Annotated in this window: 15 protein-coding genes; 6 read left to right on the top strand and 9 right to left on the bottom strand. The window is 66.4% G+C overall.

What is annotated here, in order from left to right; all coding sequences use genetic code 11:
- A complete protein-coding gene (gene bcp / locus IEV56_RS01775) occupies positions 1-621 on the bottom strand; it encodes a thioredoxin-dependent thiol peroxidase (RefSeq protein ID WP_188447112.1) in 621 nt (206 codons plus the stop codon).
- Between the two features lie 108 nt (positions 622-729).
- Between bcp and gabT the strand changes: the two genes are divergently transcribed.
- A complete protein-coding gene (gene gabT / locus IEV56_RS01770; protein ID WP_188447110.1) occupies positions 730-2,013 on the top strand; it encodes a 4-aminobutyrate--2-oxoglutarate transaminase in 1,284 nt (427 codons plus the stop codon).
- A gap of 59 nt (positions 2,014-2,072) precedes the next feature.
- On the opposite strand, the gene IEV56_RS01765 is transcribed toward gabT, so the two are convergent.
- Positions 2,073-2,972, bottom strand: a complete 900-nt coding sequence (locus tag IEV56_RS01765; RefSeq protein ID WP_188447107.1) for a peptidylprolyl isomerase — start codon at positions 2,970-2,972, stop codon at positions 2,073-2,075.
- A gap of 8 nt (positions 2,973-2,980) precedes the next feature.
- A complete protein-coding gene (locus IEV56_RS01760) occupies positions 2,981-3,583 on the bottom strand; it encodes a methyltransferase (RefSeq protein ID WP_188447105.1) in 603 nt (200 codons plus the stop codon).
- A gap of 127 nt (positions 3,584-3,710) precedes the next feature.
- Here IEV56_RS01760 and IEV56_RS01755 point away from each other — a divergent pair, with 127 nt between their 5' ends.
- The gene (locus tag IEV56_RS01755; protein WP_188447103.1) at positions 3,711-4,076 is read left to right on the top strand and encodes a PadR family transcriptional regulator; all 366 of its coding nucleotides are present in this window, start codon (positions 3,711-3,713) and stop codon (positions 4,074-4,076) included.
- Positions 4,073-5,002 (top strand): sensor domain-containing protein, encoded by a 930-nt coding sequence (locus tag IEV56_RS01750; protein ID WP_188447101.1) that lies wholly within the window; start codon positions 4,073-4,075, stop codon positions 5,000-5,002. Before IEV56_RS01755 ends, IEV56_RS01750 begins: the two co-directional genes overlap by 4 nt.
- 66 nt (positions 5,003-5,068) lie before the next feature.
- On the opposite strand, the gene IEV56_RS01745 is transcribed toward IEV56_RS01750, so the two are convergent.
- The 3 genes from IEV56_RS01745 to IEV56_RS01735 all read right to left on the bottom strand — a co-directional run bounded on the left by IEV56_RS01745 (position 5,069) and on the right by IEV56_RS01735 (position 8,579).
- A complete protein-coding gene (locus IEV56_RS01745) occupies positions 5,069-5,452 on the bottom strand; it encodes an MAPEG family protein (protein WP_188447099.1) in 384 nt (127 codons plus the stop codon).
- Between the two features lie 61 nt (positions 5,453-5,513).
- Positions 5,514-6,644: a BaiN/RdsA family NAD(P)/FAD-dependent oxidoreductase gene (locus IEV56_RS01740; RefSeq protein ID WP_188447966.1), complete on the bottom strand. Its 1,131-nt coding sequence runs from the start codon at positions 6,642-6,644 to the stop codon at positions 5,514-5,516.
- Between the two features lie 63 nt (positions 6,645-6,707).
- Entirely contained in the window at positions 6,708-8,579 is a 1,872-nt protein-coding gene (locus IEV56_RS01735) for a DEAD/DEAH box helicase (protein ID WP_188447097.1), read from the bottom strand.
- A gap of 117 nt (positions 8,580-8,696) precedes the next feature.
- Between IEV56_RS01735 and IEV56_RS01730 the strand changes: the two genes are divergently transcribed.
- Positions 8,697-9,113: a CopD family protein gene (locus tag IEV56_RS01730; RefSeq protein WP_188447095.1), complete on the top strand. Its 417-nt coding sequence runs from the start codon at positions 8,697-8,699 to the stop codon at positions 9,111-9,113.
- Here the strand turns inward: IEV56_RS01730 and IEV56_RS01725 are convergent.
- The 3 genes from IEV56_RS01725 to IEV56_RS01715 form a co-directional block, all read right to left on the bottom strand.
- Positions 9,110-10,150 (bottom strand): synaptic vesicle VAT-1 family membrane protein, encoded by a 1,041-nt coding sequence (locus IEV56_RS01725; RefSeq protein ID WP_188447093.1) that lies wholly within the window; start codon positions 10,148-10,150, stop codon positions 9,110-9,112. The genes IEV56_RS01730 and IEV56_RS01725 overlap by 4 nt on opposite strands.
- A 99-nt stretch (positions 10,151-10,249) precedes the next feature.
- A complete protein-coding gene (locus IEV56_RS01720) occupies positions 10,250-11,560 on the bottom strand; it encodes a DEAD/DEAH box helicase (RefSeq protein WP_188447091.1) in 1,311 nt (436 codons plus the stop codon).
- 195 nt (positions 11,561-11,755) lie between these two features.
- Positions 11,756-12,274: a C40 family peptidase gene (locus IEV56_RS01715; protein WP_229730131.1), complete on the bottom strand. Its 519-nt coding sequence runs from the start codon at positions 12,272-12,274 to the stop codon at positions 11,756-11,758.
- Between the two features lie 115 nt (positions 12,275-12,389).
- On the opposite strand from IEV56_RS01715, the gene IEV56_RS01710 reads away from it, so the two are divergent.
- Both IEV56_RS01710 and IEV56_RS01705 read left to right on the top strand, forming a co-directional pair.
- The gene (locus tag IEV56_RS01710; RefSeq protein ID WP_188447087.1) at positions 12,390-12,869 is read left to right on the top strand and encodes an FKBP-type peptidyl-prolyl cis-trans isomerase; all 480 of its coding nucleotides are present in this window, start codon (positions 12,390-12,392) and stop codon (positions 12,867-12,869) included.
- A 39-nt stretch (positions 12,870-12,908) separates the two neighbouring features.
- Positions 12,909-14,096, top strand: coding sequence for a DUF418 domain-containing protein (locus IEV56_RS01705; protein WP_188447085.1), 1,188 nt, complete (start codon positions 12,909-12,911; stop codon positions 14,094-14,096).
- The last annotated feature ends 15 nt before the right edge of the window (positions 14,097-14,111 follow it).

Genomic DNA, 14,111 nt, shown 5'->3' with positions numbered 1-14,111 from the left:
TTACTTCTTCTTGGCGGTTTTTTTCGCGGCCGTTTTCTTGGCCGGGGCTTTTTTCGTGGCCGCCTTTTTAGCAGGCGCTTTCTTTACCACGGCTTTCTTGGCCGGTGCCGGTTTCGCCGCCGCTTTCGTTACAGGCGCTTTCTTCGCCGCCGGCGCGGCCGCGCCGCCGTTCACGAACGCCAGCACGTCCTGCGCGTGGGTCTTGGTGTTGGCCTTCTCCCAGACCTGCTCGATCTTGCCGTTGGCGCCGACCAAAAAGCTGCTGCGCGAGATGCCCATGTAGCGCTTGCCGTACATCGATTTCTCGACCCAGACGCCGTAGGCCTCGATCAGCTTGCGTTCGGTGTCGGCCAGCAGGCTGAAGCGCAGGCCGTATTTGTCGGCGAATTTCTTGTGGCTGGCGACGCTGTCCATGCTCACGCCCAGCACGCGGATGCCGAGGCCGTTGAACTGCGCCAGATCCGACTGCAGGCCGCAGGCCTGCATCGTGCAGCCCGGGGTCGAATCCTTCGGGTAGAAATACACCAGGTAGCGTTGGCCTTTCAGGCTTTTCGCGTCCAGCGCGGCGCCGGATTGGTCGGGCAGGGTGAAGGCGGGTGCGGTATCGCCGATGGCCAGCATGGTTGATCCTTTGGCAAATGAACGGGAAGTGTAGTCTAGTCAGGCGTTTGCTTGCATTGCGTGAAGCGGGGGTGTTTAATATATTAAACATCTGTTGAGGAAACCGCCATGAGCAAAAACGCCGAATTGCAGCAGCGCCGGGTCGACGCGGTCGCCCGCGGCGTGGGCAACGCCACGCAACTGTTCGCGGTGAAGGCCGAGAACGCCCTGATCTGGGACGCCGACGGCCGCCGCTACATCGATTTCGCCGGCGGCATCGGCGTGATGAACACCGGCCACCGCCACCCGAAGGTGATGGCGCGCATCCAGAAACAGCTGGAGGGCGTGGTGCACAGCTGCTTCCAGGTGATGCCGTACGAGCCCTACATCGAGCTGGCCGAGGAGCTGAACAAGCGCGCCCCGATCGCCGGCAAGGCCAAGACCCTGTTCGTCACCACCGGCGCCGAAGCTGTGGAGAACGCGGTCAAGATCGCCCGCGCCTACACCAAACGCCCGGGCGTGATCGCTTTCGGCGGCGGCTACCACGGCCGCACCCTGCTTACCCTCGGCCTGACCGGCAAGGTCGCGCCGTACAAGATCGGCTTCGGCCCGTTCCCGGCCGACATCTTCCACGCGCGCTTCCCGCATCCGTACCACGGCGTCACCGTCGAGGACACCCTGCAGGACATCACCAACCTGTTCAAGTACGACATCGAGCCCTCGCGCGTGGCCGCCTTCATCATCGAACCGGTGATCGGCGAGGGCGGCTTCGTGCCGACGCCGCCGGAACTGATGCGCGCCCTGCGCGCGCTGTGCGACGAGCACGGCATCCTGCTGATCGCCGACGAGGTGCAGAGCGGCTTCGCGCGCACCGGCAAGCTGTACGCCATGGAGCACTTCGACGTCAAAGCCGACCTGATCACCACCGCCAAATCGCTGGCCGGCGGCATGCCGCTGTCGGGCGTGATCGGCCGGGCCGAGGTCATCGACGCGCCGGCCGCGGGCGGCCTGGGCGGCACCTACGGCGGCAATCCGGTGGCCTGCGCCGCGGCGCTGGGCGTGCTGGAAGTGATCGACTCCGAAAACATCCTGCAACGCTCGACCGAGCTCGGCGCGCAGCTGGCCGCGTTCGTCAATAACCTGGCCAAGGAGCCGGCCCTGGGCATCGGCGAAGTGCGCCACCTCGGCGCGATGTTCGCGTTCGAGTTGATCAAGCCCGGCACCGCCAACACGCCGGACGCCGACGCCGCCAAGGCGCTGACCGCCAAGGCCGCCGAACTCGGCCTGATCCTGCTCAGCTGCGGCGTGTACGCCAACAGCATCCGCGTGCTGGTGCCGATCACCATCGAGCCGGACATCCTGCAGGAAGCGCTCGCTATTCTCGAGAAGGCGCTGCGCGCTGTGCGCGGCTGACGCCTCGACAGGCTCGGTACCCGCGTTGCAACGAAAAAGCCGCCCGAGGGCGGCTTCTTTCATTTCGGGCTGCGGACCGAAATCGGAATGTTGCACAGGTCGATGTGGCCGGCCTTGTGAAGATACCAATCGTCGCTGCGGTTGCGGCGCGCTTCCACCAGCGCATCGAAGGTGGCGGTATCGGTGCGCAGCACTTCCAGTCTCGGGCGTTCGGCATCCGGCAGGGCCGAGGCCAGCGCGAGGCGCACGATCGGCGTGCGCTGTTCGGGCTTTTCATAGAAGCCGAGCGGCCCGGTACCGCGCGGCAGCACCGACAGATGTTCCATGCCTTGCAGCACGCGGCCGACGGTGGTGATGTTCAGGTCCAGTTGGCGCGGCGACTGGCCGGTCACCACATACAGTTCGGTGCCGTTGCTGGAATCGGGTTCGTTGCCGCGGCCGGCGCCGAGCGTACCGTAGCAATGCGCCAGCCAAGTCCGCTTGCGGTCGGTGGCGGCGGGGAAGCCCTGCACGAAACCGGCGCGCTTCGACCAACCGTCGCGGTCCTGCACCGGATGGAACGCGGTTTTGTCATAGCCGGCGCGGGCGAATTCGGCCGGCAACTTGGCCTTGGCCGAGCCCAACGGCTTGGCCTGTGCCGGATCTTCGGCCGGATCGCCCCACTGCACCACGAAGTTGTCCTGCGAACGGTTGATCGACAGCCCGTTCCAATAGCCTTCGCGCGCCAGCGTGCGGATGTTGGCCACATGTTCGGGCGCGAAGTACGGCGCCAGCTCGATCACCGCGCGGCCGCCGGGCAGGTCCAGCACCAGCAGGTTGTCCGGGTCGGGCGTGCGCCAATCGGCGGCGGTGCTGGCCTCGAGGATCTCGGCCATGGTCTTGCCTTTGGCGGCATAGGCACCGGAGGGCAGGGCGGCGAGGACGAGGATGAAAGCGGTACGGGTCAGGCGTGTCGGCATCGGGATTCTCACAGACGTTCAAGGGCGGCGACCGGGCTGTCGCAGACGGGGCTGAGGTAACAATGGCTGCCCAGCGCGGTGAACCCGGCGTCTTGGAACAGCTTACGGTACGCGGCGCGCGGACGGGCGATGAAGCCCTGGAAATCGCCGGTGATTTCGTCCTCGCGGCAGAACACGTCCAGATAGGCCACGCCGCCGCACAGCTCGGCGAAGCCCTGCAGGCCGCGTTTGAGTTCCGCGCCCGGCACGTAATGCATCACGTCGCTGCATACCAATAAGTCGGCCGGCGGGCCCAGCCGCAGCTGTTGCATCTGGCCGAAGCCGGCCAAGGCGATGTTGCGCGTCCGGCCGAAGCGGCGCACGGCGTATTCGCTGGCGTCCACGCCTTGGTAATGCAGGCCCGGGCGCAGCGTGAGCAGCGGTTTGCGCCAGGCGGCTTCGCCGCAGCCGATGTCCAGCACGCTGCGGATCGGCCGGCCCAGATGCCATTCGGCCACGGCCACCGCCACCGCGACTTTGCGGGCTAGGGTCTTGGCGTCGGTGGCGTGTTTGCCGCGGTACCAGCGGTCGAAATAGGCCTGATCGTAGCGTTTCGGTGTATGACGTGACATGCAATGATTCCGGTAACTGATTGATCAGCATACGCGATTGCCGTTTTTTACGCAGGCATGACTTCCAGCACAGGACATAGTATTGAGTTCGACTTAGCATGAACTCCATAACGCACCGGAGGTCGTGATGAGCGAGTTGGAAACCCAAGTCAAGAAGTTCCAGAAAGAGCTCAGCGCCGGCACCGTGGCTCTGATGCTCTTGGCGCAGCTGGCCAAGGCCGAGGAGCCGCTGTACGGCTACCAGATCGCCAAGCAGTTGGAGCAAGCCGGCGACGGCGTGCTGGCCGGCAAGCAGAGCGCCCTGTATCCGGTGTTGCGCAATCTGGACGCGGCCGGCCTGCTCAGCAGCGAGGTCGAGCCCTCGGTGGCCGGCCCGCCGCGCCGCTATTACCGCATCACCGCGTTCGGGCGCGAGGTCCTCTCGGCCTGGCGCGTGAACTGGCAACAGACCCAATCCCTCGTGAACACCGTGCTGCAAGGAGCACCGCTATGAGCGCCGTCACCCCGAAATCCATCGCCGAATACCTGGACCTGCTGCGCGCCGCGCTCAAGGGCGCCGACGCCTCGCTGGTGCAGGACGCCCTGTACGACGCCGAGGAATACCTGCGCTCGGAGCTGGCCGCCAACCCGGGCACCTCGGAAGCCGAGTTGCTGGCGCAGGTGGCCGGCAGTTACGGCGCGCCCGAGGAAGTGGCCGAGATCTACCGCGATACCGAGGTGACCGTGCAGAAGGCGCTGCGCACGCCGGTGCCGCGCGCATCGGGATCTTCAGTCAAGGCACCGGCCGAGGCCGCGCACGTCAAGGGCTTCTTCGCGGTCGCGCTCGACCCGTACACCTATGGCGCGCTGTTCTACATGCTGCTGAGCCTGGCCACCGGCATCTTCTATTTCACCTGGGCCACCGCCGGCCTGAGCATGAGCGCCGGCATGCTGGTGCTGATCGTCGGCATCCCGTTCTTCATCCTGTTCATGGCCTCGGTGTACGCCATCTCGCTGCTGGAAGGGCGGTTGGTGGAAACCCTGCTGGGCGTGCGCATGCCGCGCCGGCCGGTGTACCGCGCGGCCTCGACCGGCTGGCTGGAACGCATCAAGGGTCTGCTGACCGACGTCCGCACATGGCTCAGCCTGTTGTATCTGGTGCTGATGCTGCCGCTGGGCGTGGCGTATTTCACCCTGGCGGTGACGCTGCTGACGGTGTCGGTGGCGGTGGCCGCGGCGCCGGTGCTGCTGTGGTTGCAGGAACTGGGCTATCTGCACATCCAGGGCGACCTCACCGTCGCCGGCGGTCTGGCGATGTCGCCGCTGCTGTTCGTCGCAGGTGTCCTGGGCTTCTTCGCCAGCCTGCACCTGATCCGCTTCATCGGCCGTTGGCACGGCCGTTTCGCCAAACACCTGTTGGTGGAATCCGGCGCGGAATGAGCCGTCGATAAGCGAAAAGAAAAAGGGCGGAATATTCCGCCCTTTTTTGTTTGACGCCTGCGGCGCTTATGCCATGTTCTGATAGAGGCCGATGGCGCTCAGCACGAACAGGCCGAGGAAGGCCAGGAAGCCGAGCAGGAAGCCGCCGCTACGCGCCGACGGCGCCTTGTTGTAGCCGACGATGTACCAGACGCGGCCGAGGATCCAAGCCAGACCGAGCCAATGCGCCCAGAGCTCAAAGCCGTTCAGCGAGGCGATCCACAGCACTGGCAGGAACATCACGGTCTGTTCGACTGTGTTCAGGTGCGCGCGGTAGGCGCATTCGAAGCCCTCGTGGCCGCTGCAGGCCGGAGCCTTGATGCCGTATTTGCCGCGGGCGCGGCCGACCAGACCCATGGCGAAGAACAGCACGAGCACGTTGAGCAGGGTGATGAAGGAGGCGCTTTGCATGGGAGTTTCCGATCGGTGGAGGTAGGCCGATGATAGCCCCATCCAGGCGCCGGCGGCAATCTCACACCGCCGAGCCGCAGGCGTGTCCCGAGGCCCAGGCCCACTGGAAGTTGTAGCCGCCCAGCCAGCCGGTCACGTCCAATACCTCGCCGATGAAATAAAGTCCGGCTTGGTGCTTGGATTCGAAACTGGCGGAGGATACGCCGTCGGTGTCGACGCCGCCCAAGGTGACTTCCGCGGTGCGGTAGCCTTCGGTGCCGCTGGGCGTGATCCGCCAGTGCTGCAGCGCGAAGCCGATGTCTTTCAACTCGGCGTGTTTGTACTGATTGACCGGCTTGTTGGCGAAGAACGCCGTGCACAGCAGCTGCGCCAGCCGTTTCGGCAGCCATTCGGACAGCACCGTCTTCAGTTCAGCCTTGTGGCCCTGACGTTGCAGGGCCAGCAACTCGGCGGCGGCGTCGCGCCCGGGCAGCAGGTCGATTTCGACCGCCTGGCCGAGTTCCCAGTACGATGAGATCTGCAGGACGGCCGGACCGCTCAGGCCGCGATGGGTGAACAGCAATGCGTTGCGGAATTCGGTGTCGCCGGCGCGCACCGCCACCGGCACCGCCACGCCGGCCAGTTCGGCGTACTGCTCCAGCGGTTTGCCGCTGAGGGTGAACGGCACCAGCCCGGCGCGGGTCTCGCGCAGCGCATGGCCGAATTGGCGCGCGATGGCGTAGCCGATGCCCGAGGCGCCGAGGCTGGGGATGGACAGGCCGCCGGTGGCGACCACCAGTTTCGGCGCGCGGAACCGGCCGCGCGCGGTGTCGACCACGAAGCGGTCGCCGTCGTGCCGGACCGATTCGATGCCGGCGCCGGTGACGATGCGCACGCCGGCCCATTCGCATTCATCCAGCAGCAGTTTCACGATCTGCTTCGATGATTCGTCGCAGAACAGCTGGCCGAGCTCTTTTTCGTGGTAGGCGACGCCGTGGCGCTCGACCAGTTCGATGAAGTCGGCCGGCCGGTAGCGGGCCAGCGCCGATTTGCAGAAGTGCGGATTGCGCGACAGGAAGTTGGCCGGCGAGGTGCCGGTGTTGGTGAAATTGCAGCGGCCGCCGCCGGACATCAGGATCTTCTTGCCGCAGCGGTTGCTGCCTTCCAGCACGGTCACGCGCCGGCCGCGATAGCCGGCGGTGGCGGCGCACATCAGCCCGGCGGCACCGCCGCCGAGCACCAGCACGTCCGCGTCGGGCGCGCCGTCAGGCACCGGTCAGTCCTTGAATTTGTTTTTCTTCTTGGCCTGGCGGAACTCGAAGAAGGCCTCGTTCTTGATCTTTTTCTTGCCCGGGGTGTCGGCGCGCTCGCGGGTGTCCGGGCGGCGCGGCGGACGCGGGCCTTTCGGCGCGGTATCCGGCGGCGTGCCGTCGCGGGTGATGCGCAGCTGCTGGCCGGCGCACCAGACCGTCTTCAGGTGCTTGAGGATTTCCTTCGGCATGCCTTCCGGCAGGTCGACCAGGCTGTAGTCGTCGAAGATCTCGATGCGGCCCATGTGCTTGGCGTCCAGTCCGGCTTCGTTGGCGATGGCGCCGACGATGTTGCCCGGCTTGACGCCGTGCTCGTAGCCGACCTCGATGCGGAAGGTCTCTTTGCCCGGTTCCGGCGCACGTTCGGCGCGCTCCTTCTTCTCGCGGAACGGACGCTCGGGGCGCTCGCCGCGGTCCTCGCGTTCGAAGCGCGGTTCGCGGGCCGGGCGTTTGTCGGCGCGTTCGCGCGGCTCGAAGGCCTTGGCCGGGCGCTCGTCGCGCTTCGGCGGCTCCAGCAGCAGCGGTACGTCGCCGCGCGCCATCTTGGCCAGGGCGGCGGCGATCTCGATCGCCGGCACGTTCAGCGCCTGCTCGTAATCCTCGACCAGCTTGCGGAATAGGGTCAGGTCGGACGATGCCAGGGTTTCGGTGATCTGCTGCTTGAACTTGTCCATCCGCACTTCGTTGATGGTCGCCACGCTCGGCAGTTCCATCGGTTCGATCGGCTGGTTGGTGGCGCGTTCGATGGCGCGCAGCATGCCGCGTTCGCGCGGCGCGATGAACAGGATGGCTTCGCCGCTGCGGCCGGCGCGGCCGGTACGGCCGATGCGGTGCACGTAGGATTCGGTGTCGTAGGGCACGTCGTAGTTCACCACGTGGCTGATGCGGTCGACGTCCAGGCCGCGCGCGGCCACGTCGGTGGCGACCAGGATGTCGATGCGGCCGTCCTTCAGCTGGTCGATGGTGCGTTCGCGCTGGGCCTGGTTGATGTCGCCGTTGATGGCGGCGGCCGAGAAGCCGCGCGCCTGCAGCTTCTGCGCCAGCTCGTCGGTGGCCAGCTTGGTGCGCGCGAAGATGATCATGCCGTCGAACGGCTCGACTTCCAGGATGCGGGTCAGCGCATCCAGCTTATGCAGGCCGGAGACCTGCCAGCAGCGCTGGCGGATGTTCTCGGCGGTGCGGGTCTTGGCCTCGATCTGGATCTCGACCGGCGATTTCAGGTATTTCTGCGCGATGCGCTTGATGGCGGTCGGCATGGTGGCCGAGAACAGCGCCACTTGGCGTTGCTCGGGCGACTTGCGGATGATGGTCTCGACGTCGTCGATGAAGCCCATGCGCAGCATCTCGTCGGCCTCGTCCAGCACCAGCGTCTTCAGCTCCGACAGATCCAGCGAATTCTTCTCGATGTGGTCGATGACCCGGCCCGGGGTGCCGACCACGACCTGCACGCCGCGGCGCAGCGCCGACAGCTGCGGGCCGTAGCTCTGGCCGCCGTAGATCGGCAGCACGTGGAAGGCCGGCAGGTTCTCGGCGTATTTCTGGAACGCCTCGGCGACCTGAATGGCCAGTTCGCGGGTCGGCGCCAGCACCAGCACCTGCGGCTTGCCGGCCTTGGCGTCCAGTCCGGCCAGCAGCGGCAGCGCGAACGCGGCGGTCTTGCCGGTGCCGGTCTGGGCCTGGCCGAGCACGTCGCGGCCGGCCATGATGTGCGGGATCATCGCGGCCTGGATCGGCGACGGCGTTTCATAGCCGAGGCCGGCGAGTGTGGTCAGGATCGGTTCGGGCAGGCCGAGGTCGCGGAAGCTGACGGCGGTGCTGTCGGGGGTTTTGCTGGTCATGGGATCGATTCAACTCGGAAGACGCAGGCGGATCGCCTGGAAAGTGGGGTATATTCTACTCCCATCCGCAAATCCTTGCTTGAACAAGCATTTATATTCCTTTGGAGTTTTAAGCCGATGCTGTACCCGATCCTCAAGTCCGCCCATCTGTTGTTCGTCATGGCCTGGGTCGCGGCCGTGTTCTATCTGCCGCGCCTGCTGATCAACTTCGCCGAAGCGCCCGGCCAGCATGACGTGCAGGCGCGTCTGCTGATCATGGCGCGGCGCCTGTACCTGTTCGGCCACGTGATGTTCGGCCTGTCGCTGCTGTGCGGCATCGGCCTGATCCATTTCAGCGGCGCCGGCGGCTGGCTGCATGCCAAGCTCACCCTGGTGGCAGTGCTGTTCGCCTATTTCATCCTGTGCTACAAGCGCCTGCAGGCCACGCAACGCGGCCGCGCCTTGCCGTCGCCGCGCACGCTGCGTCTGCTCAACGAGCTGCCGGTGTTCCTGCTGTTCGCGGTGATCTTCCTGGTGATCGGCAAGCCGTTCTAAGGAATCAGCACCAGTTTGCCGGTGGTCTTGCCGGATTCGATCGCGGCCTGCGCCTTGGTCGCGTCTTCCAGCGCGTAGGCGGTGACCGGCGGCGGCTGCAGCCGGCCGGACTCGAACAACGCCAGCAGTTCGCGCATGCCGGCGGTCAGCAATCCGGCGTGCGCCGACAGGAAACTCAGATTGGCGGCCAGTACGCTTTTGTTGCTCTGGGTCATGTCGAGCGGATTGAAGCGCGGCGTGCGCAGCCAGTCCCAGGCCATTTTCAGCCAATTCAGCCGGCCGTCGTGCGGCAGCATGCTGGCGAAGCCGTAGATGCACAGTTTGCCCATCGGCGCCAGATGGGCATAGCTCTGCGCCAGGGTGGACACGCCATTGGCGTCGAACACCGCCTGGAAGCCGGCTGGCGCCAGGCGCTTGGCCTCGCGCCACAGATCCTGGGTCGATTTGTCGATGACGTCGTCCGCGCCCATCGCCAACGCATCGTTGCGTTTGTGCGCGCCGCCGACCACGCCGACCACCCGGCAGCCGTGCAGGCGGCCGAGCTGGCACAGCGCCGAACCGACGCCGCCGGCGGCCGAATGCACCAGCCAGACATCGCCGGATTTCGGCAGCACCTGTTCGCGCACCATGAACCAGGCGGTCAGGAACACCGTCGGCAAGGCCGCGGCCTGCTCGAACGACAGACTCGCCGGCCTGCGGAACACCCGGTCGGCGGGCAGGGTGATGTGCGAGGTGTAACCGCCGAACAGGGTCAAGGCCAGCACGGCATCGCCGACCGCGAATTCGGTGACGCCGGCGCCGATGGCGGCGATGACGCCGGACAGCTCGAAGCCGGGTGTGATCGGGTAGCCGTGCAGCTGCTTGGCCGAGGCGTACAGGCCCATGCGGATGATGCCGTCGGCGTAATTCACGCCGCAGGCGCGGACCTCGATCAGCACTTCGCCGTCGCCCGGCGTGCGGATCGGCGCCTGCACGGTTTTCAGGGCGTCATAGCCGCCCGGTCGGTCGATTTGGATTTTGCGCAGCAGGTCGGTCATGGCGGCGAGGGTGTCGGGGATAGACGATTACAGTAACCGATGCGGATCGCCGCCATCAAAAAAGCCGCCTTGCGGCGGCTTTTTCGAGGGGTGCCGGCGTCAGCGTTGCGGCGAACGCTGCTGGCCGCGCGGCCGGTTGCCGCCCGGGCTGCCGGCCTTCGGCTTCTGCGAGGCCAGGCCATGGCCTTTCAGATGGCCCGGCTGCGCCGGCTTGCGGCGCGGCGCCTGATGGCCGGACGGCTTGCCGCGCGGCGGGGTCAGGTCCATGCGCATCTGCGTGGTCGGCTCGAAGCCGGGCTTGGCTTCCAGCGCGATGTCCTGTTTCAGCAGGCGGTTGATGGCGCGCAGCAGGCCGCCCTCGTCGGTGGCCACCAGCGAGATGGCTTCGCCGTTGGCGCCGGCCCGGCCGGTGCGGCCGATGCGGTGCACGTAATCCTCCGGCACCATCGGCAGGTCGTAGTTGATCACCAGCGGCAGCAGCGGGATGTCCAGGCCGCGGGCGGCCACGTCGGTGGCGCACAGCACGCGCACGTCGCCGCTCTTGAAGTCGGCCAGCGCCTTCAGGCGCGCGCCCTGGCTCTTGTTGCCGTGGATGGCCAGGGCCGGAATGCCGTCCTTGGTGATCTGCTCGGCGATGCGGTTGCACAGGTGCTTGGTCTTCACGAACACCAGGATCTGGTCCTGGTAGCGTTCGCTCAGGATGTTGAGCAGCAGGTCGCGCTTCTTGCCGGCGTCGACCGGATGCGCCGTGTGGTTGACGGTCTGCGCCACGGTGTTCTGGCTGGAGACCTGCACTTCCACCGGGTTGCGCATGAACTGCAGCGCCAGCTGCTTGATCGGGGCGTCGAAGGTGGCCGAGAACAGCAGGGTCTGGCGCTGCTTCGGCACCTGGTTGAGGATCTTCTTGATCGCCGGCAGGAAGCCCATGTCGAGCATGCGGTCGGCTTCGTCCAGGATCAGGGTCTCCACGCGGTGCAGCTGCGCGGTGCCGCGTTCCAGATGGTCGATCAGGCGGCCGGGCGTGGCCACCAGGATGTCGAGGCCCTTGCCGAGCGCCATCATCTGCGGATTCATGCTGGCGCCGCCGTACATCACCGCGGTGCGCAGGCGGATGTGTTTGCCGTACTCGCGGATGCTGGTGTGCACCTGCACCGCCAGTTCGCGGGTCGGCACCAGGATCAGCACGCGCGGCCCTTTGGCTTTCGGATTCGGGGTTTCGGCCAGACGCTGCAGGATCGGCAGGGTGAAGGCCGCGGTCTTGCCGGTGCCGGTCTGGGCGCCGCCCAGCACGTCGTCGCCGGCGAGGATGGCCGGAATGGCTTGTTTCTGGATGGCGGTCGGTTCCGTGTAGCCCTTATCGGACAGCGCACGGACGAGCTCGGGCATCAGCCCAAGGGATTGGAAAGGCATGTTGGAACTCCTACGAAGGCAATGCGCCTAAACACCAGCATTGCGGTACCACTGCGCGTATGCGCCTGAGAATGGGTTCGTATGGAGTCAGTGCCGGGGCAAAGCGATTAGGAGACGAACCGTTTCTTTGAGCCGATAGTGTAACCGTTCCCGCGGCAAGACGCGAATGCGGCCTGAATCGGCCGTTCAGGGGCGTCAGTCGGCGGCCAGCACGCGTTTGGCGTCGACATAATGTTTGCGCCAGTACGGCGTGTCGAGGTTGTCCATGCGCACCGTGCCGCCGGAACTGGGCGCATGCACGAAACGGCGTTCGCCGACATAGACGCCGATGTGGCTGACCCGGCCGCCGAGCGTGTTGAAGTACACCAGATCGCCCGGATACAGGCGCTCGCGGTCGACGCGCGGGGCGTCGATATCAATCAGCTCGCCGGTGGTGCGCGGCAGTTTCAGGCCGGCGCCGTTCAGGAACACGTAGTTGATCAGGCCCGAGCAGTCGAAGCCGGTTTCCGGCGAACCGCCGCCGTAGCGGTAGGGCGTGCCGACCAAGGCGAGGGCCTGGAACAGTACGTCGTTGGCGGTGGATTTGAGGCTTTCCGGCAGTCCGGCGTCGTCTTCACCCAGCCCGGTCACTTCCGGCGAATAGTCGCCGGCGGAGCGTTCGGGTCGGTCGGGCGCGCTGGCGCAGGCCGTCAGCAGGAACAAAAGGGCGGTCAACAGAGCGGTTTTCGCGGAATTTACTGGCATTTCGGCGCCTGAACTCGGATAATAGCCGACTGCATTGTGCCCGATTGCGGGCCGCTCCGTCATCTACTTACCGCCTGGATCCGCCATGACCATCGAAAAGAACTCCGTCGTCACCTTCCACTACACCGTCGCCGAAGCCGGCCAAGCGCCGCTGGAAAGCTCGGCCGACGGCCAGCCGCTGAGCGTGCTGGTCGGCCATGGCGCCATCATTCCGGGCTTGGAAGAGGCGTTGATGGGCAAGGCCGAAGGCGACAAGGTCGAAGTGACCGTCGCGCCGGAGCAGGCCTACGGCCAGCGCCGCGAGGGCATGACCCAGCGCATCCCGAAGAAGCTGTTCAAGAACGCCAAGCTCGCCGCCGGCATGCAGGTGGTGCTGCCGACCGAAATGGGTCCGCGTGCGATGACCGTGCTGAAGGTCGGCATGACCGCGGTCGATGTCGACCTGAACCACCCGATGGCCGGCAAGGCGCTCGATTTCAAGGTCGAAATCCTCGGCGTGCGTGCCGCCAGCGATGAAGAAATCGCGCACGGCCACGTGCACGGCGACGGCGGCGTCCAACACTAAGCCGCGCCGGCCATGGCAGCTTCCGATCCGGACCCCGCCATGGCCGCTTCCGTCGAATCCGACCCCGGACGCATCGCTTGGCTCGATGCGGTCCGGGGTTTCGCGTTATTGGGCATCCTGCTGATGAACTTGGAGGCCTTCACCGGGCCCTACCTGCAGGCGATGTCCGGAATCGATCCGGCGTTGTCCGGCCTCGACCGCCTGGCCGACGCGTTCGTGTACGTGTTCGTGCAGGGCAAGTTCTGGACCCTGTTCTCGCTGCTGTTCGGCGTCGGTTTCGCGCTGATGCAGGACGGCGCGCACCGCGCACGCGCCGATTTCGGCCTGATCTACAGTCGGCGGCTGATGGCCTTGGCGGTGTTCGGGCTGGCGCACGCGCTGCTGCTCTGGGAGGGCGACATCCTGTTCACCTACGCCGTGGCCGGCGCCGTATTGCTCTGGCGGGTGCGCGCCGATGCCGTGCCACGGCTGGCGCGCATCATTGCCGTCTATGCCGCGCCCTTGCTGTTGATCGCGTTGATGGGCCTGCTTGATGCCGGCCCGGCCGAGCCGCAGGCGTTGGCCGACGCCATCGCGCGCGAGGCCCGCATCCAGGGCGCCGGCGGTTATGCCGAAGTCGCCGTCTGGCGGCTGGAGAAGTTCGCGCAGGGCTTGGGCGGCTTGGTGGTGCTGTTGCCGATGGCGGTGGCGATGTTCGCGCTCGGCGTACGCCTGCACCGCAGCGGCTTCACGCGGCCGCCGGAGCGCCCGACGCGCGCCGATGCGGTGCGCGCGCTGGCGTTGTTCACCGTCGGTCTGGCGCTGACGCTCGCCGGCGTCGCTGTGTCGCCCACTGTCGATCCGCTCAGCATCGATATGCGGTCCGCCGCCGTCGGCATCCTCAATCTGCTCGGTGCACCGTTGATGTGCCTGGGCTATTTCTTCGCCCTGCGTTGGCTGTGGGGGCTGGGCCGCGGCCGCCGGTTATTGGCCTGCTTCGCGCCGGCCGGACGGATGGCGCTCAGCAATTACCTCGGCCAATCCTTGATTTGCACGGTGCTGTTCTACGGCTACGGCGCCGGTCTGTTCGGCCAGTTGCCGCGCGCCTGGCAGATTCCGTTCGCGTTGGCGGTATTCGCCGCGCAACTGGCGTTCAGCCGTTGGTGGCTGGCGCGCTTTCGGATGGGGCCGATGGAGCATCTCTGGCGCCGGCTGACTTACGGCGCGCGCCTGAAGTTTGTATCATAGGGACAGTCCATCACG

Origin of the sequence: Arenimonas maotaiensis (genome assembly GCF_014638745.1) — a bacterium.
GTDB classification, from domain to species: domain Bacteria; phylum Pseudomonadota; class Gammaproteobacteria; order Xanthomonadales; family Xanthomonadaceae; genus Arenimonas; species Arenimonas maotaiensis.
The sequence above is the reverse complement of the archived record's forward strand: the minus strand, read 5'-3'. Positions and strand labels throughout refer to the sequence as shown.